Annotated in this window: 17 protein-coding genes; 5 read left to right on the top strand and 12 right to left on the bottom strand. The window is 71.9% G+C overall.

All coding sequences use genetic code 11. The annotated features are described in order from the left end of the window. Window positions 1–162: 162 nt before the first annotated feature. From CRV15_RS01635 to CRV15_RS01610, 6 genes are all read right to left on the bottom strand, one after another. Complete coding sequence (locus CRV15_RS01635; protein ID WP_003956974.1) at window positions 163–1,395, bottom strand: GNAT family N-acetyltransferase; 1,233 nt, start codon at window positions 1,393–1,395, stop codon at window positions 163–165. Between the two features lie 50 nt (window positions 1,396–1,445). Continuing rightward, complete coding sequence (locus CRV15_RS01630; protein WP_003956973.1) at window positions 1,446–2,570, bottom strand: peptidase C39 family protein; 1,125 nt, start codon at window positions 2,568–2,570, stop codon at window positions 1,446–1,448. A 111-nt stretch (window positions 2,571–2,681) separates the two neighbouring features. Further along, window positions 2,682–4,766 (bottom strand): iron ABC transporter permease, encoded by a 2,085-nt coding sequence (locus CRV15_RS01625; protein ID WP_003962603.1) that lies wholly within the window; start codon window positions 4,764–4,766, stop codon window positions 2,682–2,684. Between the two features lie 14 nt (window positions 4,767–4,780). Next, entirely contained in the window at window positions 4,781–5,845 is a 1,065-nt protein-coding gene (locus tag CRV15_RS01620) for an iron-siderophore ABC transporter substrate-binding protein (protein WP_003962604.1), read from the bottom strand. Window positions 5,846–5,973: 128 nt separating this feature from the next. Further along, window positions 5,974–6,849: an ABC transporter ATP-binding protein gene (locus CRV15_RS01615; RefSeq protein WP_003956970.1), complete on the bottom strand. Its 876-nt coding sequence runs from the start codon at window positions 6,847–6,849 to the stop codon at window positions 5,974–5,976. A 116-nt stretch (window positions 6,850–6,965) separates the two neighbouring features. Next, the gene (locus CRV15_RS01610; RefSeq protein WP_009998083.1) at window positions 6,966–7,841 is read right to left on the bottom strand and encodes a helix-turn-helix domain-containing protein; all 876 of its coding nucleotides are present in this window, start codon (window positions 7,839–7,841) and stop codon (window positions 6,966–6,968) included. Window positions 7,842–8,933: 1,092 nt separating this feature from the next. Here CRV15_RS01610 and CRV15_RS01605 point away from each other — a divergent pair. After that, entirely contained in the window at window positions 8,934–9,791 is an 858-nt protein-coding gene (locus tag CRV15_RS01605; RefSeq protein WP_003956968.1) for a MerR family transcriptional regulator, read from the top strand. 429 nt (window positions 9,792–10,220) lie between these two features. Here CRV15_RS01605 and CRV15_RS01600 read toward each other — a convergent pair whose 3' ends face one another. Further along, complete coding sequence (locus CRV15_RS01600) at window positions 10,221–11,654, bottom strand: hypothetical protein (protein ID WP_003962607.1); 1,434 nt, start codon at window positions 11,652–11,654, stop codon at window positions 10,221–10,223. Window positions 11,655–12,009: 355 nt separating this feature from the next. Here CRV15_RS01600 and rutA point away from each other — a divergent pair, with 355 nt between their 5' ends. Next, window positions 12,010–13,092, top strand: a complete 1,083-nt coding sequence (gene rutA / locus CRV15_RS01595) for a pyrimidine utilization protein A (RefSeq protein WP_003956965.1) — start codon at window positions 12,010–12,012, stop codon at window positions 13,090–13,092. 130 nt (window positions 13,093–13,222) lie between these two features. Here rutA and CRV15_RS01590 read toward each other — a convergent pair whose 3' ends face one another. From CRV15_RS01590 to CRV15_RS01580, 3 genes are all read right to left on the bottom strand, one after another. Further along, complete coding sequence (locus CRV15_RS01590; protein ID WP_003962610.1) at window positions 13,223–13,996, bottom strand: DJ-1/PfpI family protein; 774 nt, start codon at window positions 13,994–13,996, stop codon at window positions 13,223–13,225. A gap of 170 nt (window positions 13,997–14,166) precedes the next feature. After that, window positions 14,167–15,243, bottom strand: a complete 1,077-nt coding sequence (gene tsaD, locus CRV15_RS01585) for a tRNA (adenosine(37)-N6)-threonylcarbamoyltransferase complex transferase subunit TsaD (protein ID WP_003956962.1) — start codon at window positions 15,241–15,243, stop codon at window positions 14,167–14,169. Between the two features lie 103 nt (window positions 15,244–15,346). After that, entirely contained in the window at window positions 15,347–17,275 is a 1,929-nt protein-coding gene (locus tag CRV15_RS01580; RefSeq protein WP_003956960.1) for a CocE/NonD family hydrolase, read from the bottom strand. Between the two features lie 226 nt (window positions 17,276–17,501). Between CRV15_RS01580 and CRV15_RS01575 the strand changes: the two genes are divergently transcribed. Both CRV15_RS01575 and CRV15_RS01570 read left to right on the top strand, forming a co-directional pair. Beyond that, entirely contained in the window at window positions 17,502–19,076 is a 1,575-nt protein-coding gene (locus CRV15_RS01575) for an AbgT family transporter (protein ID WP_009998084.1), read from the top strand. Window positions 19,077–19,097: 21 nt separating this feature from the next. Continuing rightward, entirely contained in the window at window positions 19,098–20,189 is a 1,092-nt protein-coding gene (locus CRV15_RS01570) for an ArsR/SmtB family transcription factor (RefSeq protein ID WP_009998085.1), read from the top strand. A gap of 88 nt (window positions 20,190–20,277) precedes the next feature. On the opposite strand, the gene CRV15_RS01565 is transcribed toward CRV15_RS01570, so the two are convergent. Beyond that, the gene (locus CRV15_RS01565) at window positions 20,278–21,555 is read right to left on the bottom strand and encodes a right-handed parallel beta-helix repeat-containing protein (protein ID WP_003956956.1); all 1,278 of its coding nucleotides are present in this window, start codon (window positions 21,553–21,555) and stop codon (window positions 20,278–20,280) included. A gap of 612 nt (window positions 21,556–22,167) precedes the next feature. Then, on the bottom strand, window positions 22,168–22,944 hold the full coding sequence (locus CRV15_RS01560; RefSeq protein ID WP_003956955.1) for an alpha/beta fold hydrolase: 777 nt from the start codon (window positions 22,942–22,944) through the stop codon (window positions 22,168–22,170). Between the two features lie 120 nt (window positions 22,945–23,064). On the opposite strand from CRV15_RS01560, the gene CRV15_RS01555 reads away from it, so the two are divergent. Beyond that, window positions 23,065–23,634, top strand: a complete 570-nt coding sequence (locus CRV15_RS01555) for a TetR/AcrR family transcriptional regulator (RefSeq protein WP_003962615.1) — start codon at window positions 23,065–23,067, stop codon at window positions 23,632–23,634. Window positions 23,635–23,747: the final 113 nt, after the last annotated feature.

Below are 23,747 nucleotides of genomic sequence, written 5' to 3'. Positions count from 1 at the left end.
ATATTTTGATGGTGGGGCGGTGTGCCAAGGGAAGCCTTCGCCTCCGCTCCGGGCTGCCGCAGGCGGCTCGTCCGCCTCACCGCACAGGACACGGTCCAAGGGCTCACGGACGCGGTGTGGCAGGACACCGGTCGGCTGCTGTGGGCTCGCGGTGGGCGGGGCTCAGAACCAGTGCAGGCAGTGCGGCGGGTGCTCGGTGCGGAACATCGCGTCCGCGCGTGCGGTGGCGCCCGGACGGCAGGCCTGGACGTGTCCGGCGCGGACGAGCGTACTGGGGGCGATGCCGCCCAGGTAGAGCGAGCTGAGGTCGCTTATGTCCAGCGACAGATCGGGTTGCCGGTCCGTGGGGACACAGTCCGCCCTGCCCTCGCGGACGGTCAGCAGATAGCGGCCGTGCTCACCGAGGAACAGGTCGTCCACGTCGAGGACGAGGTCGCCGTCCGTGGACCAGCCGCGTGCGGTCAGGGCGCGGGGCACATCGAGGAGACGGACCCACAGCCAGTCGGTGTGATCGCCGACCTCGCCGGCGCGGAAGTCCGCGAGCTGCCAGCGCAGCGGATGCCCGGGCGGGACGTGCCGGAACACGACCTGTGAGACCAGGTCGTGGCCGAGTACGAAACGGGCCAGGGCCGTGAAGACCACGTCATCGGTGGCGATGGTCTCGTCGACCGTCAAGGTGCCGCCCTCGCCGGTCGAGTAGCTGGCGTACCCGTCCGCCACCCCGTCGGCGTCCCGGTGGACCGCGATGTAGCGCGGTGCCGGGGAGACGGGCGGCTGCCCCGCGCCCAGCGCCCACCAGCGGTGCGGCCGGGACAGCGCACCGGGCTGGGCACGGCGGTACCGGTCGTACACCTCTTCGAGAATCCTGCCGCACTCGGCACGCCGCATCACCTCGACCGTGCCGCTGTCCGCGTCGGACGCCGGTGCGCCGGCCGACGCACGGGCCCGTGGCACAGCGAGGGCGGCCCGGTGGCGCGGGACCGTCAGCCGGGTGGTGAAGGTCGCCGGTCCGTAGCCGAACCTGCCGTAGATCGGAGCTTCGGAAGCCAGCAGCACCGAGAGGAACTCCCCCCGGGCACGCACCTCGGAGAGCTGCCGCCGCATCAGCGCGCTGAGTACGCCGCGCCGGCGGTGCGAGGGCAGGACACCGACCGCGCTCACCGCGGTGACCGGAGCGATGTGCCGACCGGGCAGGGTGAGTTCGAAGGAGTACGCGGCGGCGGTGCCCACAGGGCGGCGGTCCGCGGACAGGGCGAGCAGGCCGCGGTCCATCTCCAGCGCCGACCACCAGCGTCCCCCGTCCGCGATCGGGGTTTGCGGAAAGTGCCCGAACGCCGTGTGGACGGTGGTGACGAAGACGTCCAGGTCCTCATCGGTCGTGGGCCGGATCTCCATGGCTGTCGCTTCCTTCCCGGAGTGTCGGCACGGGGGGTCAGGGTGTTCGTTCACGGGAGTGGCGCCGCGTCCCGTTCTCGCGGAGGGCCGATGGTCACCGCACCGCGGAAGCCCTCCGGCGACAGGACCGACATCATGTCGAGCGACGAGTCGGGCACCGGCAGGAGATGGGCGTCGACCCAGGAGTCACCCGTGGTCGCGTTGGTCCAGGCATCCTCGATCACGATGGCACCGGGTACGACGCCGTGACAGAGCACCCAGTGCGGCACGTCGAATCCCTGCATCCCGGCGAGCGAGAGCAGGAGCAGCACATGCTCGCGCCGGCCGATCGAGTCGCGTACCGCGCTCATGGAGAGACGGCCCGGGTCGACGGGGACACCGGTGCGCTCCGCGTCCTCCCTGGAGGCGCGCTGGAGCAGAGCGCGCCACTCCCGGTCTTTCTCCGGGTAGTGGTCGAGCAGCACCGGCCGGTCGACGTCCAGGTGGACCCTGACCGGGGACGAGGGCCAGGCCCGGCGCACGGCGACGCCCAGTCCGACGGGCTCGCACGCGAGGAAGTTGGTGGCATCGCGCCACAGCGTCAGCTCCGCCTGCCGGTCCAGTGCCTCCCACTCCACCGTCCCCGCGTGCGCCTGTGCGACCAGGGCGGTGACGGCTCCGCAGGTGAAGTGCGTGGTCTGCCCGTAGTACGGGGGTGCGGTGATGACGCCTTCGTGCAGCCAGCGGACGTATCCGGCAGCTGGTCCTGCCGCGCCCTCCGCCTGCGTCAGCGGAGGTGCCAGAACGGTGAAACCGGTGGCGGCGACGTCCTCGGCGCGCGCCGTCCACCCCTCCCACTTGACCTGTGCGAGCCCTCGGCGGTCCGCGAGGGCGACGACCGCCGCCACGGCCGCCCGCACGTCGCCGACGGCGTCGACGATTTTCAGATAGGCGGTGTTCGGGCGTGCTGTCACGAGCGCCGCAGCCGTCCACTCCTCACCGTCGTCTCCGGGAACGACCACGAGGCGAGGTGTGTGGGCGGAGCGGTCGACGGCACGCCAGCGCTCCGACACCTCGTCGCCGACGAGCCGCGCCAGCCGGGCCGGTGGGGCGTCGGGCTCGTAGGGGATGACGACGTTCTCCACGGAGCGCTCGGGCTCAGCGGGGCGCGTGGGCGGTTCCTGATGGGGCGGCATTCCGGTCTCCTGGCGGGATGGCGGGGCGAGAGGCAAAGAGAGGGGGGAGAGGCAAAGGGAGGGGGAGGGGCCGAACCCGTGGGCGCGGACCCCGCCCCCCCCGCCGTGAGCTCATGCGCGGGACTTCCGGAGCACCCACACGAAATACGGTCCGCCGACCAGCGCGATCATGAGGCCCGCCGGCACCTGCGCGGGGGCGGCGACCGTACGGCCGAGGGCGTCCGCCACACACACCAGCACACCACCGAGCAGCATCGCGACCGGGATCGAACGGCCGTGCCGGGCGCCCACCAGGGAACGGGCGAGGTGCGGGGCGACGAGCCCCACGAAGCCGACGACACCGACGGCGACCACGCTGAGCGCCGCGAGCACCGCGGCGATCGCCAGAGCGGTGAGGCGGGTGCGTTCCACCCTGACCCCGACGACGCGCGGGGTGTCCTCGTCGACGGCGAGCAGATCGAGCCGGCCGCGCAGGGAGAGCAGAACGGGAAGGGCGAGAGCCAGGCCCACCGCGACCGGGACGACGTCGGGGAACGTCCGGCCGTAGGTGGTACCGGAGAGCCAGGTGAAGATCCGGGGGGTGTTGTACGGGTCCGCGCGCAGCAGCAGGAAGGTGGTGACCGCGCTGAGGCCGTACCCCATGCCGATGCCGATCAGTACGAACCGGTCGGGCAGGAAACCACCGCGCCAGGCCAGCAGGGCGATCACCGCGAACGTGACCAGCCCCGCCGCGACCGCCACCACGACGAGTACCGTCCGACCACCGGACAGACCCGAGGTCGCGACGCTCGCCGCGCCGAGACCGGCGCCCGCCGTGATGCCGAGCACCCCGGGCTCCGCCAGCGGATTGCGCACCGCGCCCTGCACGACGCAGCCGGCCAGTCCGAGCGCCGCACCGGCCAGGATCGCGGCGGTCACGCGCGGGACCCGGTCGTCGAGCGCCTGGCCCACCAGGTCCGGAGCCGCGCCCTGGAACCACAGCACGATGTCCCCGGTCCGCAGCCACAGGCTTCCCGCGAGGACGGCCACGAGGGCCGCTGCGGCAAGGAGTACGGCCGCGCCGGACGTGACGAGGAGGAAGGCGCGGCGCGAGCGTGCGGCGACCCTCGCACGCGGGGGCTGCCGGAGCTGCCCCGTGTCACGCAGCCGCAGGGCGAGGACCACGATCACGACGGAGCCGAGCAGCGCGGTCGGCACGCCGGTGGGGATGGAAGCGGCCCCGTCCGCCCCTTGGACCGCCCGCAGGGCCGCGTCGGCGAGCAGGATCAGCAGCGCGCCGAGCAGCCCGGCCGCGGGGATCAGGAAGAGGTGCCGGCGCAGGGCGTGGACACGTCCCGCGATCAGCCGGGCGAGGACAGGGGCGCCGAGACCGACGAAGCCGATCGGACCCGCCAGGGTCACCGCCGTGCTGGTCAGCAGCACCGCGCAGATCACGGCGGTCACACGGGTGCTCCGGATCGGCACGCCGAGGGTCGACGCGGCGTCGTCGCCGAGATGCATCACGTCCAGCCGCCGGGACAGCGCCAGAGCGAGGCACAGCGTCACGGCGACGAGAGGGGCGGCGCGTACCGACGCGTCGATGTTCAACTGCGCCAGCGAGCCGCTTCCCCAGGCGAAGAGACCGGTCGTGTTCTGGTCGAACAGGATGAGGAACGTCCCGGTCGCCGCGTCCAGGGCCATGGCCGTCGCCGATCCGGCGAGGACGAGGCGGGTGCCCGAGGTACCCGCCGCGCGGCCCGACAGGAGCAGCACGAGCGCCGCCGCGACAAGACCGCCCGCGAAGGCGACGGCGCCCGACGCCCACAGCGGGACGGTCAGGCCGAGGGCGGCGACGAGCGCGAGGGTGAAGTAGGCCCCGGACGTGACCGCGAGGGTGTCCGGTGAGGCGAGCGTGTTGTGGGTGACGGACTGGAGCAGTGCCCCCGCGCAGCCGAGGGCGAAGCCGACAGCGACGCCCGCGAACAGACGCGGCAGGCGCGAGCCGGTGAGGATCTCGCCCACGGGCGCCCCCTGGGCGCTGTCGCCCTCCCCGGCGAGATGGCGCACCAGGTCGCCGACGCCGACGCCCGACGTCCCCTGGGTCAGATGCCACATGCCGACGAGCGCGGTCATGAGGAGGAGGAGTGCCAGGACGGCCGCCCCGGCGGGGCCGCCGCCGGACCGGGCGCCCGGCGGCGGCCCCGGTGCGGGGGCCATCGCGCGTACCGTGCTCACTTCTTGTCGAGTACGTCGACGTAGGCGTCGATCGCCTGTGCGCAGGAGCGCGGACCACCGGCGCCCCAGATCCCCGACGGGAACGCGTGGGCACGGCCTTCCTTCACGGCGGGGAGCTTCTTCCAGATCGGGTTCTTGTTCAGCGCCGCGACGTATCCGCCGGCGGCCTCGTCGTTCGCGTAGAAGAGATTGGCGTCGCCCACGGAGGTGAGTCCCTCGACATCGGTCTGCGCGAGGCCGTAGGAGGCGTCCACGCCCCCGTCACCGTGCTTCTTGTTGACGTCGTTGGTCCATGCCGGGGTCAGGCCGAGTTCCTTGCCGATCTCGGTGAACAGGGCGCCGTCCGCGTAGGGGCGTACGGTCAGGTTGCCTCCTTCGAGCCAGCCGTCGAAGAACAGGAAGTCCTTCGTCGGCAGCTTCGCGTCGGTGACCCGCTGCTTCGCCGTCGCGAGGTGCTGGTCGAACTCCTTGAGCACCTGGTCCGCCCGGTCCGTGCGTCCGGTCGCCTCGCCGATCATGCTGAACACCTTCCGCATGTTCCCGATCGGGTCCTTCGGGTCCGCCCCCCGCGTGGCCATCACGGGAACGCCCCGCTTCTCCAGCTTCTTGATCATCTCGTCCTTGGCGTCGAAGGCCTCCACGACGATGAGATCGGGCCTGGCCGCGTAGAGGGTGTCGAGATCGGGCTCTTCCCGGGTACCGATGTCCGTCACACCGGCGGGCAGCTTCTCCGCGCTGGTCCAGGTGCGGTATCCCTTGGCGTCGGAGACGGCGGTGGGGGTGACACACAGCGTCAGCGCGTCTTCGACCTGTTGCCATTCGAGGACCGCGATCCGCTCGGCGGGCTTGTCGAGCGTGATCTGGCGGCCGACGCCGTCCTTGAAGGAGACCGGCTTCGTCGAGGTCGTCGTGGTGTCCTGGGCGCAGTCCTTCGACGCGGGGGACCGGTCGGCGCTGCTCTTGGCTGTCGCCTTGTCGACGTCGGTCGTTCCGCAGGCCGTTGCGGTGAGCAGCACGAGTCCGGCCGAGGCCGACAGCGCCAGGCGACGGGCACGGTTCATGAGAGTTCCTCTTTCACGGGTGAGGGGGGGCGGCGCGGAGAAGGCGTGCCGGAGTTTCTTCGGGGGCGACTCGTGACGGCCGGTGCGGCGCCTGGGAGACGTGCCGCAGTGCCGCCGTGCCGCCGTGTTCAGGAGAGGTGACGTCCGAGTGGATCGATGCGGAGCCGCCCTGTGCGGGGGTCGACGTCCACCTCGACGCGGATGTCGTAGACCTCGCCGATGTTCTCGGCGGTGAGGACGTCGGCCGGTGCGCCGGCCGCGTACACCCGGCCCGAGCGCATGAGGACGATGGTGTCCGCGATCCGGGAGGCCTGATCGAGGTCGTGCAGCACGATCCCGACAGCGATGCCCTGCTCCTCGACGAGGTGCCGAACCAGGTCGAGCGTCTCGAACTGGTAGCGCAGGTCGAGGTGGTTGGTCGGCTCGTCGAGCAGGACGACACCGGTGTCCTGGGCCAGACAGGCCGCCAGCCAGACACGCTGCATCTCCCCGCCGGAGACTTCTCCGACCTGCCGTCCGGCCATGTCGTGCACTCCGGTGACCCGCATGGCGTGGTCGATGGCGGTCCGGTCCTCGACGGTCGCGCCGGCGAAGCCGCGCCGGTAGGGATGGCGCCCGAACGCGACGACCTCCGCGACCGTCAGCCCTTGGGGAACGGGCCTTGACTGGGAGAACAGCGTGACCTCGCGGGCGAACTCGTGGGAGCTGAGCAGGGCCACGTCACGTTCGGACTCTCCGCCGGGGCCGTCGAGCGTCACCCGGCCGCCGTCCACCCGGTGCAGTCGGCAGAGCGCGCGCAGCAGCGTGGACTTCCCGCTGCCGTTCGGTCCCACCAGGGCGGTCGCGCGGCCGGGTGCCAGGGCGACCGAGACACCATGGACGACCGGCCTGCCGTCGTAGTGCAGCACCAGGTCGTGCCCGGTGAGCGCGGCCGCCGGAGCGGCGGCAGAGGCGGCAGAGGCGGCCGTGGGCTTCCCGGCAGACCGGAAGAGGCTTGTGAACACGTAGCTGTCCGGACGGTCAGAGGGGCGGGGGCTGCGGCAACCTCTGTCCGGTGTCACCGGGCAGGCCGCGCGCTCGCCCACGCACGGCGGCGCGCACAGAGAACAGCGACTAAGGGTTACCTAACTCGGTGAAGCTTATATTCCGCTTGTCGTGTCGACAATCCGGAGTTCCGGTCACGCGATACGGAATTCCGGACACCCCCCGACGGACCGGCCGCCGCGTCGGAGAACGCGCCCGGAGTGATTCCCATGACCCGCCGGAAGGCGACGATGAAGGAGCTGGGCTGCGCGTAGCCGAGCACCTCGGAAACCGTCGTCACGTCGATGTCCTCGGCGAGGAGCATCAGCGCCCGGTGCACCCGCAGCATCTGCCGCCACTGGGCGAAGGGAAGCCCCGTCGCCTGACGGAAGGCACGGGTGATCGTACGGTCGCTGGTACCCAGCAGCCGTGCCCACTCCTCCAGCGAGCGGCCGTCCGAAGGATCGTCCAGCAGGGCCTCGGCGATGGCGTCGATCCGGGGGTCGCCGGGCAGCCGCAACGCGAACTGGCGCTCCGAGGGCCGGATCACATCGAAGACGACCGACTCCGCCCGCGCCCTCGCCTCCCCGTCGATGTCCGCGCAGGACAGATGAGTCAGCAGTGACTCCAGCAACGGCGTCATCGTGATCGCCATGGGTTCCGTGAACGCGAACGGTATGCGATCGGGAGCGAAGAAGGCGTGGAAGAGCTCCGCCTGCGCCGTCGCCCGGCCCTCGTGGACCATTCCGGCGGGCATCCACAGCCCGTACCCCTCGACCACGGTGTAGACGCGGTCGCCCATGCGGGACGTCAGTGTTCCCCCGCGCACCCAGACGAGCTCGTGCAGGCGATGCGCGTGCGGCGGCCACTCCGTGGGGGCGGGGACGATCCGGGACCCGGCGAGGATGGCGGCCGCCGACTCGGGGAGCGGCTCGGTCCGCCGGACCACGGTGCCCGGCTCGCGCCGCCACATCCCTGGGGTCGCCGCACCAAGGGGTGCTTGAACCATGACGAGAAGTCTATCGGTGCCCCGGTCCGGACTGATTCCAGGGCCTTCGCCCACATTGGGGGATAGGTCGATGACTTCGTCCGGGGCGGCGGCGCACATCCGGTGCGCGAGCGTGACCAGAGGGCGCACCGAGAGCACGCGTCGTGGCTGTGGGACGCCGGTCCGGCCATGTCTCGCGGGTGGCTGAGCGATGGGGCACCCGGCGAAGCGGTCTCCCGACCGCTTCAGGCCGCCGCGACGGCGTCCGGCGGACCATCCGGCGGACGGGGCCGGCCTCGACCGGGGCGGAGCAGGGCGCGGGCGGATGGCTCCTGCCGCGGACGGCATGGACGGGCGAGGAGGTGAGGCGCCGGCACGCGCCGCAGACGCCCAAAGCGAATAACGCGGCAGATATCGGACACGATGGCCAGGGTTCCATGACGGCCCGCCCGGGACCCCGGCGCTGTCGCCACCGACGGCGAACCACCGGTTCGGACGGAGTGGAGCGGGCCGTGACACCCGCTGCCGTCATGCCGTGCGGCCGACCCCACCCGAGCCGGAGCCACGCCGCCGCACGCGGCACACGGGACCGACGGGAGATCGAGTGCTGTCCGATATCCGTCCGGCGCATAGGCCGCTGATGGGGAAGCGGTCCGTGGTCGCGGTGCGCTGTTCTCCGTGCGGTGCGTGCCGTCGTCGGGTGCGTCGAGCGCGTCGGGTGCGTGATGCGGGGCGGCCGGAGGGCGAACCCCGGGGTTCGGGACGGGTCGGTACGGTGTGTCCTCACGGCGGTTCCTGGAGACGTTTCGGGGGGTAGGAACCGCCGCCAAGGTCGGATCACGGCCGTCGGGCAGACTGGATGGCCACCCGCGACATCCTTCGAGGGCCCAGCGCATCGGCGGCGTCGGGCTGACGACTGCTCATGGACGTCGATCGCTCCCGAGACCCGGACCGGCCGCTGCCCGAACCTGTGATGGTGCGGGAACGCGGGGCGTGGTCACGGCGGCGGGTTTTGCATGTGCCGTAGCGGCATGTGGTGCAGTAGGCGGCGAGCACGACATTGAGAGGTTCCCCCGCATGCCCCTTCCTGCGATTCCCCGCCGGGTCAAGATCGGCGATGCCGCCGCGTTCGCCGGGATCACGCCCCGTGCCATCCGGCACTACCACGCCATCGGGCTCCTCGCCGAGCCGGAACGCGGCAGTGATGACCGCCGCCGCTATGGATACGACGACATGATCCGCCTGCTGTGGATACGCAGGATGGCTGATGCAGGTATCTCTCTGGACGACATCCGGGCCGGATTCGAGGGCGCCACCGGCATCGAGCAGTCGCTGGCCCGGCTGGAGGAGTCCCTCGCCTCCAAGGCGGCCGCCATCGAAGCCCAGCGGGCCGCCGTGCACCGTCTCCGCGAGGTGGGCAGCCCCCTGGGCCTGCTCTCACCGCTGGTCAGCAGCCGCTTGCACGATCTGCCGCCCGGAGCCCTGCGCCCGGCCGATCTCGATACCCTCCTGGTCACGGAGCGTATCTTCGGCCCCTTGGGCGCCGCCGTCCAGGCCGACCGGTTCATCGTCCTGGCCACTCACCCCGAGCTGCGGGCCGAGGAGGACCGCCTGGCCGAGGCCGAGAAGTCCCTGGACGACACCATGTCCCCTGGCGACCCCCGGATCGAAGACCTGGCCGCCCAGCGGTGTGCTCATGAGACCGCCCTGGCAGTCACCATCGACAGATCCGGCCTGGACGAGGCCCTCGACAACCTCCTGGACCAGGAGGACGAGCACACCGGTGAGGAGGAGGGCGGGGCGAGGATGAGCGCGATGGAGGCCATCGGCAAGATGCCGTACGACTTCTCCCCGGCCCGTGTCCGGTACGAGGAACGCGTCATCGAACTGCTTCACCCGGCCGATCAGGACGGCGGCACCCCAGAAGCCTGCTGACGGACGATCTTCTGGACGGACCCCCGCCCATGACCAGGTCGGTGACAGCCGTCCTTCGGAGGACTGCCTCGCGGCGCGGTACCGAGGCGGATGCATGAAACGACCCGGGCCCTGGCCCTGGCTGCACCCCCGCCGGCTGACGTCGGCACAGCGGAGCCGTCCCTCTCCATGGTGCTCCGAACCGGTAGTCGCTGGGGCGTGGCCGCTGCCGCGGCTGCTGGAGAGCCACCGCCGTAAAGGACGCCCGCGGACGCCGGGCAGCGCCCCGGTTTCCGCCGGGCCGGGATCAGGCCGGGGTCGGGCCGGGCACGGCAGAGACGGTGACGGCCGCCGTGGCCTTCCGTCGCCGTGCAGGGGTGGTTCACCGGTCGGGACACGCACGGCTCGCAGCAGGGGATTGCACCCGTGACGGCCCGTTCCTGCGAACGGTCAACGGAGGTAGGGCCCGTAGGGGCTCCAGTCGCGCAGAAAGGGCTTCAGATCCTCGGCCCGCGGTTCGGGGATCTCGGGCAAGCGTGGGGGCTGGTTGGTCGGGTCGAGGCGTGCGACGTACCCGGAGGCCCAGGACAGCCATGATTCCGCGTCGGTCCGGGTGGGGCCTGGCGGCAGTTCGTGCACGTGGGAGCGGACCGCGTCGAGGTACTCGGTCAGGTGGGTCGCACGACGCCAGGCGGCCTCCTGGGCTTCGAAGTGCTGGACGCGGAAGGTCTCTGCGTGCTGAACGCGCGCCTCTTGCATCGCGGCCTCCCATCGCAGCTTCTGCTGCTGTGCCGCCTCCCGTTCTGCCAGCCTCTTGCGTTCGGCCGCCGCACCGCGGAGAGCTACTTCCTGCACGATCTCGGCCAGTTGCTCCTCCAAGGGACGCTCGGTGCTGTCGGCCCACTCGGACGCTCGGTGCGGCGACCCGCCGTCGAGTACGAAACGCAGCCGGTCCGAAGGCGTGTAGTCGTACTTGGGGATTTTGACCCAGGAGTATTTCTTGGCTTCCGCGAGTTCCCTCTCCGTCGCGGTGTGCTCGCTGCGGTCCTGCTCCTGGAAGACGAGGAACGCCACGGTCTGCCCCTGGGCGGTGGCCGTGAAGTGGGCTGCCGCGTGTCGGCGTCGGCGGATCGGCGGAGCCGAGTCGACTGAGCCGGCCTCGCAGGTATCACCTTGAGCTTCGAGGGCGGTGGCCAACGCGTGGATGAGGCGCAGGGCCCGTCCTTGGACGGCGCGGGGCAGGCCGAGTGGCTGCCGCTCCTTCTGCATGGCCGCAACGACGGCGTGCGGCCGGGTGAGCCGGGCAGGCACGGGCACCGGCTCCAGTGTGGCGAGCCGCCAGGCCGGGACGTCGACGAGCGTGATCTCGTAGCCTTCGCGGCACCAGCGCCCGTACAGCTCTTTTGTCCCGGGGACCCTCCCGGATCTCCGCGCTGCGGCGAGGCGGCTGGGCCATTTCTCCGTGTCCCCGGCCTGGCCGCTCTTGATGATGCGGCCACCGGACTGGGCCAGTTCGTCCAGCAGTTGCTCGGTGAAGGTCTTGCGTGTCCCGCGAGGAAAGGGCGCTGGAGCAGCGGGCTTGCTGGTGGGACTCGCCAGTGCCGTCGCGGGCGTGGTGGTGAGGGGCGGCTGCCGGCGCGCCGTGTGCCTCGTGGGTTCGAGCGCCGGGTAGGACCCATGGGCCAGATAGTGACGTCCGTTGTCCGTCAGTGCGGCACTCCACGTGTCACGGGTCCTGGTGATCTTGACCAGGTTGCGGTTCTGGAGCGCCAGACAGCTCGTCTTGTACGAGGTGGACTCCCACACCCCGGGTGGGCAACCCTTGCCCACCCACTGCAGCACTGCCAGCTGTCGTTCGTTGAGCGGCTGCTTCTTCAGAGACATCGAGACCCCGACCCTCCCCCATCGCAGGCGGAACGTGTACCGCCATCACCCCCGCCCTCAAGCCTCACACCGTAGTCGGTGCGGCGGGCGGGAGATGACAGGGGCACCCGAACGAATGTCCGCACGGAGATCCGGTTGCTCACCCCGGAGTGGGGCGCCTTCGGGTCGGCGAGGGTGACCCGGAGGCGGGTGTCCCGGTCGGTGGTGTGTCCGCCGCCGGCTCTTCGGTGGGCCGGGCCGACGCGCTGCGGCGTTGTGTACCGCAGGTGTGCCATGGGGAGGAATGACCGCATGGGCCGGCCGGTCGGGCGGGAAGCGTCGTGGCGGTTGCCCGGCCCCGGCGACAAGGAGCGGCATGGACATCGGAGTCTTCCTTCCCATCGGCAACAACGGATGGCTCATCTCGAAAAGCTCTCCGCAGTACATGCCGAGCTTCGAACTGAACAAGGCCATCGTGCAGCGGGCCGAGGAGCACGGACTGGACTTCGCGTTGACGATGATCAAGCTCAAGGGGTTCGGTGGTGAGACGGAGTTCTGGGACCACTGCCTTGAGTCGTTCACCCTGACGGCGGGCCTGGCCGCCGTGACGGAGCGGATCAAGCTGTACGCGTCCGCGCCCGTCCTCGCCCTGCCCCCGGCGATCGCGGCGCGGATGGCCGTGACCATCGATTCGATCGCCCCGGGCCGGGCCGGGGTCAATATAGTCACCGGCTGGGCGCCCCCCGAATACGCGCAGATGGGCCTGTGGCCCGGGGACGAGCACTTCGCCAACCGCTATACGAGGGCGGCCGAGTACGTCACCGTGCTGAGGCAGTTGTGGAGCGAGGGGGTAAGCAATGTCAAGGGCGAGTTCTACAGAATGGATGAATGCGTCCTGTCACCGCGCCCGGCAGGCGGGCACATCGACATCCTCGCCGCCGGGCAGAGCGGCACGGGGATGCGGTTCGCCGCCGAGTACGCCGACGGGAACTTCATCCTGGGCAGTGGGGTCAACACCCCGCTCGCACTCTCCGAAGCCGCCGCCGCCCTGGCCGGACAGGCGCGCAGGACCGGCCGCGAGGTCGGAACACTCGCACTCTTCATGGTCATCGCGGAGGAGAGCGACGGAGCGGCGCAGGCGAAGTGGAAGGATTACCACGACAACGCCGATCTCTCGGCGCTCGGGTACATGACGGCCCAGACGGCCAAGGACAAGGACGCCGACGAATCCTCGACCGCGAAGACCGTCGCGCTTCCCGAAGGGGCCGTGAACCTCAATATGGGAACCCTCGTGGGATCGTACGGGACCGTCGCGCGAATGCTCGATCAGGTCAGTGAGGTGCACGGCGTCAAAGGGGTCATTCTCGTTTTCGACGAATTCCTCGAAGGCGTGGAGAAGTTCGGTACGCGTATTCAGCCGCTCATGACGTCCCGTGCCTCCGTCTCCGGTGCGCCCTGACGGGTGGGCTTCCTCCCGGCAGAGGCAGAGGCAGAGGCAGAGTACGGAGGCCATGCTCCGCCGCGCCCGATATCGCGCGCCTCCGTGGGGACCGCTGCCCGGCGCGCGGGCAGCGGTCCCGCCCAGCGGGTCAGACCGCCGAGTCCGCGAGCAGCTTCAGCGCCAGGGCCCGGGTCCGCTCGTCCGCCGTGTCCGGGTCGCCGGTGCGGAACGGCGGCTCGGGGTCGTACTCCAGCGCCAACTCCATCGCCCGGCCGACCTGTTCGTCCGAGAGGCGGGCGGCGAGGTGGAGGCCCATGTCGATCCCGGCGGAGACCCCTGCCGCCGTGATGATCCTCCCGGTCTCGACGAAACGGCCCGGGGTGTAGACCGCCCCGACCTCCTTCACGTAGGGACGGGAGGCCCAGTACGTGGTCGCGGGCAGCCCGCGCAGCAGTCCGGCCGCGCCGAGGATCAGCGAACCGGTGCAGATCGAGGTGGTCCAGACGGTGTGCCGGTGGACCCGGCGAATCCATTCGAGAATCCGGGCGTCGGCCATCGTGGCCGTCGTCCCGCGCTCGCCGCCCCCGGGGACCACCAGCACATCGGGGCGTGTCACCTGGGGCAAGGACTTCTCCGCCGCGATCCCCAGCTCGCCGGTGTCCGTCCGGACCAGTCCGGCCCGGGTGGCCACCGTGGTCACGCGGACTCCGGGCACCCGGCAGAGCGCTTCGTACGGTCCCACCGCGTCCAGCGCCGTGAACCCCTCGTACAGCAGTACCGCGACCTCCACCCGACCGCTGTCGCCGGCTCCCGCCGCCGCGGCCGGAGCCGGTGACGCGGTGGCCGCGATCCCCGCGCCCAGCGTCACCCCCGCCGCGGCCCGCAGTACCCCGCGGCGGTCCTGCCCGTGCCGATCGCTCATCCCTCGGCCCTCTCGCTCGTCCCGACAGTCTCTGTGTCAGGAGTCGGCCGGGACTCCGGGCGGGTTCCCGGGGAGCCGGGGGGCGGCGATCCGCACGGTGCGAGGACGGCCGTGCCCGTACCCCGGGCGCGGGGGCACCGCCGGGCTCCGGCCCGGCCGGGCCGCCGGTCTCACGCCACCCGTACGGAGCGCGGTCCTGCGACCGGGTGGAGGGCCGCGTACTCCAGCGGCGCGGAGGGGTCGATCGACACACTGAGCTGCGCGGGAGCGGCCCCGGCGCGGACCAGCAGATCGCCGACGGCGGCGATCATCGCGCCGTTGTCCGTGCACAGGGCCAGTGGCGGAACCCGCAGCTCCACCCCCGCCGCCGCACACCGTTCCCCGGCCAGCTCCCGGACCCGTGAGTTCGCCGCGACCCCGCCGACCACGACCAGGGTGGAGACCGCGTACGCGCGGCACGCGGCCAGTGCCTTGCGGGTCAGGACATCGGCGACGGCCTCCTGGAGCGAGGCGGCCCCGTCGGCCACCGGAAGCTCCTCGCCCGTCTGCCGATGGCGCTCGGCCCAGCGGGCGGCGGCGGTCTTCAGACCGGAGAACGAGAAGGCGTACGGGTCGTCCTTCGCGCCGGTCAGCGGCCGGGGGAAGGCGACCGTGCAGGGGTCGCCCGCCCGGGCGGCGCGGTCGATCGCGGGCCCGCCCGGATACGGCAGGCCGAACACCCGCGCGACCTTGTCGAAGCACTCTCCCGCGGCGTCGTCGACCGTGTCACCCAGATGGAGGATCGGGTCCCGGACGAGGTCCCGCACCAGCAGCAGCGAGGTGTGTCCACCGGAGACGATCAGCACCACGCACGGATTCGGCAGCGGTCCGTGCTCCAGGGTGTCGGCGGCGACATGACCGGCCAGGTGATGGACCCCGTACAGCGGCACCCCCGCCGCGTACGCCAGGCTCTTCGCCCCCGCCAGACCCACCTGAAGCGCCCCCGACAGGCCCGGACCGGTGGTCACGGCGACGGCGTCGAGATCCGACAGCCGCAGCCCGGCCTGGCTCAGTGCCTCCCGCACGACCGGGGTGAAGGAGTGGAGATGGGCCCGCGCGGCGATCTCGGGCACCACCCCGCCGAAGCGCGCGTGCTCGTCCATGCTCGACGCCACCACCTGCGCGAGCAGTCGCCCGTCCGACACGATCCCGGCCCCGGTCTCGTCGCACGACGACTCGATCCCCAGCACGATCCGTCCCTGCGCCATCGCCGCTCCCTCGCTCCTTTGTGCACAGTGAGTGTAGTTGCACATCTTGTGCAATAAGGCCGGTGGGCCGTACGCCCGCCCGGACCCGGCGGTCCGGCCCGGGTCAGGCCATGGCGAGTGCGTCCGCCCCTCCCTCCACCCAGACCCGCAGGTGGGAGGGGCGCTCCGCGTCCATGTACACCGTGTTCGTCGCCACGGTGGTGCGCCGCGCCGACGCCTCGGGCTCGCCGGTGTTGGAGTTGACGTCGAAACGCGGGAAGTTGCTGGAGGAGATGTCGAGGCGGATACGGTGCCCGGCGGCGAAACGGTTCGCGGTGTCGGGCGCGGTGACCTCGATCGCGTACACCCGGCCCGGCGTGAGCGGCTCCGGTGTCTCGAACGAGTCACGGAAGCGGCAGCGCAGGATGCCGTCGGTGAGATTGACGGCGAAACCGTGCGGATAGTCGGCGTTGGGCGGGTGGACGTCGATCAGCTTGACGGTGAAGTCGGTGTCCACCGCCGTACTGGAGATGTACAGCCGCACCGACACCGGACCGGCCAGCACCACGTCCCGCCGCAGCGGCGGGGTGCTCACACTGATCACGTCCGGGCGGGTGTCCAGCGGCAGAAAGGGCGCGCGCGCCCCGTGCGCCCGGGCGTCCGGGGCGTTCTGGTCGTACGCCCCGCCCGCCATCACGGGCTCGCCCGAGGTGAGCTGGCCCCCCAGGGTGGGGACCGGGTCGCGGGGGTCGAAGTCGTATGTCACCGACGCCGCGTCCACGGCGGGCGGGCTCGTGGTCAGCAGGCCGTCGGGCGTCGGATACAGGGCCACGGGGGCCGTCGCCGCCGGTGGCCACCGGCTGTCCGCGCGCCAGTCACCGCCGTGCCGCATCCGCCCGGCGGCGTCCCGGCGTCCGTCGCCGCCGCCCATCAGGAAGTACTGGACCGCCGGAAAGTCTCCCCCTTCCGCACCGCCGGGACCGTCCGGGGCCACCCGCCCCAGCGCCCGGTCGAACCAGCGGCGGCGGAACTCCAGATACGAGGGCGCGAGCCGGCCGTCCAGCGTCGCCGACGGACCGAAGTCCACGTCCCCCGCGTAGGTCACCGAGCGGTGCCCGTGCGTCCACGGCCCCATCACCAGCCAGGAGGGCGCCGACTTCAGCCCGCTCAGCGCCGTGAAGTTCTCGATGGTGGAGCGGACGTACGGGTCGTACCAGCTCCCCAGGTGCAGGGTGGGCACATCCGGGAACCGCTGGTAGTGGCCCCGCCCGTAGAGCGCCGGATTGCGGTGGTACTCCCCGAAGGCGTCCTGCCGCCACTGCTCCAGCAGGAAGTCCTCGTACGCGGGGATGTGCCGCAGCGGACTGCACCCCCGCCGCCAGGGCATCGCGCCGAACCAGCCCGCCACGTCCACCCGCGCCAGCTCCTCGGCCAGCACCGGATCGGCCGCCGCCTCCGGGCTCCGCGCCGCGTGCCGCAGCGCCCAGGTCACCTGCTTCAGCTCGAAGGCACCGCCCATCCGCAGCCCCGCGTCGTACGCGGACGAGAACCCGCCCGAGTCCTGGAACATCGCGGCCAGAGCCGCCGGACCCTCGGCGGCGGCGGCCGACTGGCAGTGGGCCGAGTACGACACCCCCGTCATCACCACCCGGCCGTCGCACCACGGCTGCTCCGCGATCCACGCGATCGTGTCCGCGCCGTCCGGACCCTCGCCCAGATACTTCACGAACGTCCCCTCCGAGTCCCCGCGGCCCCGGCAGTCCTGCCGTACGACGTGGTACCCGGCGTCCGTGAAGTGCCGGGCGGCCTCCTCCGGCCGCGGCACCGGCGCGCCCGCCCGGTCCTGGTCCGAGACGCGCGCCGCGCGCCGCCCGTACGGGGTGCGCTCCAGGAGCACGGGGAGCGGGGCCGTCCCCGGCTCGGCCGACGCCGAGTACAGATCGGCGGCGAGACGGACGCCGTCCCGCAGCGGGACCCGCAGGGCACGGCGCCACAGGGCACCGCCCTCAAGGGGCTCGGGCGGACCGTCGGCATAGGTGTCGTACGAGGTCATTCCCGTGACGTTAGGCAGTGCTCCAGATCATGGCGATCACTTGACCTCATCAGGTCAACTGTTCCGCCGGACGGTGACGGGAGGGGACACGGGACCTACTGTGCAGCGCAACCCGACAGCGCCCCGCGTGCACCACGACGGATCGTCGCGTACGGGTCCCTTGCCCTTCGCCCGCGGCGTGGCCGCGCCCTGTCCCCGTTCCGCTGTCACCCCCGAGGAGCCCGTCATGAGCACACCCACCGTCCGCACCCGGGAGGTGCCCCCCACCGGGCCCGGCGCACCAGGCCGCGGCTCGCGCCTCCTCGATCTGATCGAACGCGCGGGCAACGCCCTGCCGCACCCGTTCTGGCTGTTCTGGATGTTGTGCGCCGTCGTCGCCGTCGCGAGCTGGGCGCTCAACGCCGGCGGGCTGACGGTCGAGGACCCCTCGTCGGGCGACCCCGTCGGCGTGCGCAGCGCCCTGTCGGCCGACGCCGTGCGGGACCTGATCACCGGTGCCGAGGAGTCCTTCGTCACCTTCGGCCCCCTAGGCACCGTGCTCATGGTGATGCTCGGCGTCGCGGTCGCCGAACGGTCCGGACTCTTCGAGGCGCTGGCCCGCCGGATGCTGTCGGGCCTGTCCCCCCGCACCGTCGTCCTGGGCGTGGCCCTCGGCGGCGTGCTCGGGAAGTTCCTCTCCGACTCCGCGTATGTCGTCCTCATCCCGCTCGGGGCGGTCGCCTTCCGCGCCGTCGGCCGGTCCCCCCTGCTCGGCATGATCGTCGCCTTTGTCTCCATCAACGCCGCCGGGGACGCCAATCCGCTGATCGCCCCCGGCGACGCGCTCTTCGCCTCCGTCGCCACCGAGGCCGCGCAGCTCATCGACAAGGGCGCGGTGGTCCGTCCCACCGACAACATGTACTTCACGACCGTCTCGGCGTTCGTCCTGGCCGGCACCATCGCCCTGGTCGTGGACAAGATCCTTGCCAAACGCGAGCACCACCTCGTCCCCGACGCCGACCTGGAGGCCGCCGCCGCCCGCCAGGTGGTCGCCGCCCAGGTCGACGACGCCACCGAGCTGCGCGCCCTGAAGCTGACCGGAGCGGCCGTGCTCGGCTACGCCGCGCTGATCCTCCTCGCGATGCTGCCCACCGCGTCCCCGCTGCGCGGCGAGTCGGGCGCGATCGTGGAGTCCACCTTCATGAACTCCATCGCCGTCTTCCTCACCGCCTTCTTCCTCTTCATCGGCTCCGTGTACGGGCTGCTCACCGGCCAGATCAAGGGCAGCCGCGCGATACCCCAGTTCATGGCGGAGGGCGTGCGCTCCATCGCTCCGCTGCTCGTCCTCTTCTTCGCCGTGTCGCAGTTCCTCGCCCTGTTCAAGTGGACGGGCATCGCCACCGTCGTCGCGGTCGAGGGCGCCGACTTCCTCCGCGGTCTCGGCGCGCCCACGCTGCTCCTGTTCAGCCTGCTCATCGTCGTGATCGCGATGCTGAACCTGGTGATCACCTCCGGCTCGGCCCTGTGGAGCCTGATCGCCCCCGCGCTGGTGCCCATGCTGATGCTGCTCGGCACCAACCCCGCCACCACCATGGCCCTCTACCGCATCGCCGACTCCTGCACCAACTCCATCACCCCCATGAGCACCTCGTTCATGCTCTGCGTCGGCTATCTCCAGACCCTGCGCCGCTCGGCGGGCATCGGCACCCTGGTCTCCTTCACCCTCCCCGTTGCGATGATCATGCTTGTGGTCTGGACGGCGCTCTTCTTCGCCTGGTACGCCCTGGGCATCCCGCTCGGCCCGGGCGCGCCCGTGCGCTGAGCCGCGCCGTACGCTGACGGCGTGAGCATCGTCCTCGACCTCGGAGGGCTCGGCCCCGCGGATGTCGCGGCCGGGCCCTTCGCCCTGTCGGAACTGATGGCGAGCCTGCATGTGCTCGCCGAACCCGAACACCATCCGGAGGCCGCGGCCTGGACGGCCCGCGCCGCCGTCGCGGACCCCGGGCTCCGCGACGAACTGCTCGTCTTCGCGCCCCTGTGGGCCCGTTTCCGCTGCCGGCTGTTCTTCCCCCGGTCGCTGCCGCTCACCACGGGCCTGGACGAGGAGCTGACGGCGCTCGCGGAGCTGTCGGCCGACGCGTTCCTGGACCTGGTCGCGCCGGGAATCCTCGGCTCCACCGCGCAGCCGGTGCCGCCCGCCCGTGAGCTGCGCCCCTCGGCCACCGCCGCGCGGGAGTACATCCGCCGCTGCCAGCGCCGCTCATACGCCCGGGGCGAGCTGGCGGGGCAGCTCGTGGCCGCGCCGCTGGAGCTGCGCGACCGGCTCCTCGCGGTGCTCCGCGCCGCCGACGCCGCGTTCTTCGCCGAGGACTGGCGCGCCCTCCGGCCCGCTCTGGAGGAGCACTCCCGCGAGGTGCGCCGCCGGCTCGCGGTCCGTCCGCCCGCCGAGGTGCTGACCGAGCTGCTGCCCACGGCGGTCCGGGTCGGCCCCGGGGCGCGGATACGCCTCGACAAATTGCAGAACCACGAGGTCAGGGTTGCTCCCCGACCGCTCGTCCTGATTCCGTCCGCCCGGGTGCGGCCCCATCTGACCGTGAAGAACGAGCATCCGTCGTGCGTCGTGATCCAGTACGCGGCGCGTGGCACCGTCCCCGACGAGCAGCTCACCGTACGCGATCTGCACCACCGGCTCATGGCGCTCACCTCGCCCGCCCGGATGGAACTCTGCCGCCATCTGCTGGGCGAGCCCATCACCACCTCGGAGCTGGCCGCCCGCCTCGGCTCCAGCGAACCGCAGGTCTCCCGCAGTCTGCGGATTCTGCGTGAGGCGGGGCTGGTGCGCTCCACCCGGGACGGCAAGCTGGTGCGGCACCGGCTCGCCACGGATGTCATCCGGCGCCTGGGGCACGATGTGCTCGCGACCGTGGGGCGGTGAGCCGGCCCGCCCGGCGGGGCCCGGCCCTCAGGAGGACGGGCCGGACCGGGCCTCATACGGCCGGGCCTGCCGCCGGACCGGCCGGACCTCAGGGAACGCAGACGACGCCCGCGCACTGGCCGGGTTCGGCGTTGCCGCTCGCCCGGTTGCCCCCGCCGTCGGTGTTGCCCGGCCCGGCGAGGATGCCCCAGCCGTCGTTGTCGCGGGCGATGTTGTCCTGGAGGGTGTGAACGGCCTTCGCGACGTGGATGCCGTCGCCCAGGTTGGCCTCGGCGGTGTTGCGGATCAGCCGGTTGCCGGTCCCGGCCGCCGCCTCCCCGTCGACGGAGATGCCCCGTGAGCCGTTGTGACCGGCCCGGTTGAGCCGCACGGTGTTGTGGAGGGAGTCCTCCAGGGCGATGCCGTCCCCGGTGGTGCGGTCGGCGGTGTTGGACTGGATCAGATTGCGGTCGGCGTGGTTCAGCTCGATGCCGCCGGTGTTCCCGCTGACGTCGTTCCCGGTGATCGTGTTGGAGTCGGACGCCTGGAGGAAGATCCCGCTGTCGCCGTTGTCCCGGAACCTGTTGGACAGGATGCGGTTCCCCGAGGAGTCGGAGACGGTCATTCCGGCGTCCTGGTTCAGGGAGGACGTGTTGTCCTGGACGAGGTTCGCGTTCGAGCCGAGTCGGAGGACGAACGCGCCGTCGCTGCTGTTGCCGACGGTGTTGCCCAGCAGGGTGTTGCGGCTCGCGGCCTCCAGGACCAGGCCGCCGTCCCCGGTGTCGGCGATGTGGTTGCCTTCGAGGCGGTTGTTGTCGGAGTCCTCGACGAAGATGCCCTCGCCCTGGTTGGCGGTGATCGTGTTGTCGGTGATCACATTGCCACCGGCCCCGCCGGTGAGCACGATGCCCCGCTGGGCCTGCCGGTCGACGAGATTGCCGCGCACCCGGTTGTCGCCGTCGGCGCCCGCGAGTTCGACGCCCGCGAGTTCGTTGTCGTGGACGGTGAGCTTCTCGACGGCATTGCCCGACGCCCCGGGCCCGAGCCGCACCCCGTGGTCGAACTGCTCCACCCGGGCGGCGGTGGCACCGCTGTTGGTGACGGTGGTGTTGTCGAAACCGTCGTTGCGGATGCCGACGCCCAGACCGACGCCGTCGACGGTGTGGCCGTTGAGGTCGACCGTGATGCCGCCGCGGCCGATGACCAGACCGTCACCGGGGCAGTCGAGCAGATCGGCGGTGAGGACGGCGTCGGCCGTGAGGGTCTGACCGCAGGAGAGCGGCGCGGCGGCGTGTGCCGCCGCCGGGGGCACGGACAGGCCGAGCAGGGCGGCCGCTCCCGCCGCCGCGAACCACCCTGGGGAAAGCGTCCTGGAGGTATGGATCATGCCGGTTCCTTCTGTCGTGGCGTTGTCGGCCGAGCTTCGGGCCGGATGGGACCCGTGAGCCGCGACGAGACGGATGGCCCGTCCTCCCGCACAGAGTCAAGCGAAAGTCTTCCCACGGCTATGGAGCGGCAAAGAATGACTTGAGGCAGCCGGGTATTGGCCGAATTATGGATATGGGTGCTATGTCCACTCATGTGGGGCGGGCCGCGTACCGCGGGCGCCGCCGGGCTGCGCGCCCCCGGCCGTGTACCCCCGGGCTGTGTACCGACGAGCCCCTCGGCCCCGGTGCCGAACGGCTCCCCGCGTCCCCGGCCCGCGGGGGAGAGCGAACGCCCTGTCCCCGCAGGGCATCGAGGACCTGGTCGCGGACCCGGTCCGCGCCCTGGGCCGCCGCCCGGCGCCGGACGGTCCGCGGGTCCGGGCGGTACGTGGTGCCGTCACAGCTTCCAGGGTCCGTACGACCGCTCGTTCCCGCACCTCCGTGTCATGGACATCCTGCTGCGGTGCGGGCACCCGCACCGCAGCCCGCCCGACCGGCACCCCGACCACGCCGAGCGGTCCGCACCCGGACGGCCCCCCGGCGCGGGGCACCGGTGGGGGCGCCCTCCGGGCTCAGACGGTGACGGTGTGCGCGGCGGTGACGATGGCGCGGGTCACCTCGTCCGGGTGGGACACGGCGACGGCGTGGCTGGCGCCGGGGACCTCCACCACGGTCGCGCCCATCCGCCCGGCCATCCGCCGCTGCCCCGCGACGGGGATCATCAGATCGGCGTCCGCGACCACGTACCAGCTCGGCAGGGTCTCCCAGGCGGGCGCGGCGGCCGGTTCGCCGAAGACGGCGGCGGCCGTCGGGCGCTGCGCACCGTTCATGGCGGCGGCGCGCTCCTCGGCGAGGTCCGCGCCGAAGCGCTGGTGGAACACGTCCTGCTTGATGGTCAGTTCGACGTTGTACTCGTCCGGGACGTCCGGGTCGGCAGGGAGCGGGTGGGCGTCGGTGATGGTGAGGGTGGACTCGCCGTCACCGAACGAGGCGTCGAGTTCGCCGAGGCTTTCCCCGTGCGCCGGGGCGAAGGCCGCGACATAGACGAGCGCCGCCGCCTTCGGGTGTCCGGTGGCCGCCTGGCCCATCACCGCGCCGCCGTAGGAGTGGCCGACGACGACCGTCGCGCCGTCCTGCTCGTCGAGCAGGGCGCGCACCTGGGCTGCGTCGCTGCTCAGACCGCGCAGCCCCAGCTCGGCGGCGGTCACCCGATAGCCCTCGCCCGTCAGCCGCTCGGTGACCTCCTGCCAGCTTGAGCTGTCCGCGAAGGCCCCGTGGACGAGCAGGACCGAGGGCCGGGCGGCGGCGGAGGTGGCGGCGGTCTCGTGGTGCGGGGTGCTGCTGGTCATGGGGTCCTCCATCGGTGGAGAGAAGTGGACGGAACGAGTTGATGGACAGCGCAGCAGAAAGAACGGTCTGTCTACCTGCGGGAAACAACGTAGACAGACCTGTCTGTTAGTGTCAAACCCATGAGCGAGAAACCGTTGCCCGCCCGCGAGCGGATTCTCGGCGCGGCCCTTCGCCTCTTCTACAAGGAGGGCGTCCGCGCTGTCGGAGTGGACCGCCTGATCGCCGAGTCGGGGGTCACCAAGGCGACCTTCTACCGCCACTTCCCGAGCAAGGAAGAGCTGGTCGTCGCCTATGTCCAGAGCGTCGACCGGGACGCCAGGAACCTGATCGACAGCGCCCGGGCCCGGCTGTCCGCGGCTGCCGCGATCGAGGAGTTCTTCAGCGGGCCGGGCGGCCTCGGGGACAAGCTGTGCCGGCCGGGCTTCCGCGGCTGTCCCTTTCTGAACGTCGCCGCCGAGCACCCCGACCCCGAGAGCCCCGTCTCCCGTGCCATCCGCTCGCACATGGACTGGCTCCACGACCGGCTGCGCGCGCTGCTCCAGGAGGCCGGCCACCCCGCCCCCGGGCCTGCCGCCGACCGGCTGATGCTCCTGCGCCACGGCGGCATGACCCAGGTCCAGTTCATGGACCCGGTCCATGCCCGGGGCGTCCTGGAGTCGGCCGTCCGCGAGGTCCTCGCCCAGGTCTGACGGCCGCCTCGGCGGGGTCCGGGCCGGTCGGGGTCGGTCGGGGCGAGGGGGCGGCCCCGGACAGGGCTTCGAGCGGACAGAGGCGCGGGAACGCGTCCGGGCCCGGGGGAGTG

It is taken from the genome of Streptomyces clavuligerus (assembly GCF_005519465.1).
Classification (GTDB): domain Bacteria; phylum Actinomycetota; class Actinomycetes; order Streptomycetales; family Streptomycetaceae; genus Streptomyces; species Streptomyces clavuligerus.
This window is presented reverse-complemented; position numbering and strand designations above follow the sequence as displayed.

Bases quoted from the DNA above. Each gene is read 5' to 3' on its own strand.
- CRV15_RS01555 (WP_003962615.1), top strand. From the start codon at position 23,065: ATGAGCGAGAAACCGTTGCCCGCCCGCGAGCGGATTCTCGGCGCGGCC.
- CRV15_RS01605 (WP_003956968.1), top strand. From the start codon at position 8,934: ATGCCCCTTCCTGCGATTCCCCGCCGGGTCAAGATCGGCGATGCCGCC.
- CRV15_RS01590 (WP_003962610.1), bottom strand. From the start codon at position 13,996: ATGAGCGATCGGCACGGGCAGGACCGCCGCGGGGTACTGCGGGCCGCG.
- CRV15_RS01635 (WP_003956974.1), bottom strand. From the start codon at position 1,395: ATGGAGATCCGGCCCACGACCGATGAGGACCTGGACGTCTTCGTCACC.
- CRV15_RS01610 (WP_009998083.1), bottom strand. From the start codon at position 7,841: ATGTGGCGGCGCGAGCCGGGCACCGTGGTCCGGCGGACCGAGCCGCTC.
- rutA (WP_003956965.1), top strand. From the start codon at position 12,010: ATGGACATCGGAGTCTTCCTTCCCATCGGCAACAACGGATGGCTCATC.
- CRV15_RS01630 (WP_003956973.1), bottom strand. From the start codon at position 2,570: ATGCCGCCCCATCAGGAACCGCCCACGCGCCCCGCTGAGCCCGAGCGC.
- CRV15_RS01580 (WP_003956960.1), bottom strand. From the start codon at position 17,275: ATGACCTCGTACGACACCTATGCCGACGGTCCGCCCGAGCCCCTTGAG.
- CRV15_RS01625 (WP_003962603.1), bottom strand. From the start codon at position 4,766: ATGGCCCCCGCACCGGGGCCGCCGCCGGGCGCCCGGTCCGGCGGCGGC.
- CRV15_RS01600 (WP_003962607.1), bottom strand. From the start codon at position 11,654: ATGTCTCTGAAGAAGCAGCCGCTCAACGAACGACAGCTGGCAGTGCTG.
- CRV15_RS01565 (WP_003956956.1), bottom strand. From the start codon at position 21,555: ATGATCCATACCTCCAGGACGCTTTCCCCAGGGTGGTTCGCGGCGGCG.
- tsaD (WP_003956962.1), bottom strand. From the start codon at position 15,243: ATGGCGCAGGGACGGATCGTGCTGGGGATCGAGTCGTCGTGCGACGAG.
- CRV15_RS01575 (WP_009998084.1), top strand. From the start codon at position 17,502: ATGAGCACACCCACCGTCCGCACCCGGGAGGTGCCCCCCACCGGGCCC.
- CRV15_RS01620 (WP_003962604.1), bottom strand. From the start codon at position 5,845: ATGAACCGTGCCCGTCGCCTGGCGCTGTCGGCCTCGGCCGGACTCGTG.
- CRV15_RS01560 (WP_003956955.1), bottom strand. From the start codon at position 22,944: ATGACCAGCAGCACCCCGCACCACGAGACCGCCGCCACCTCCGCCGCC.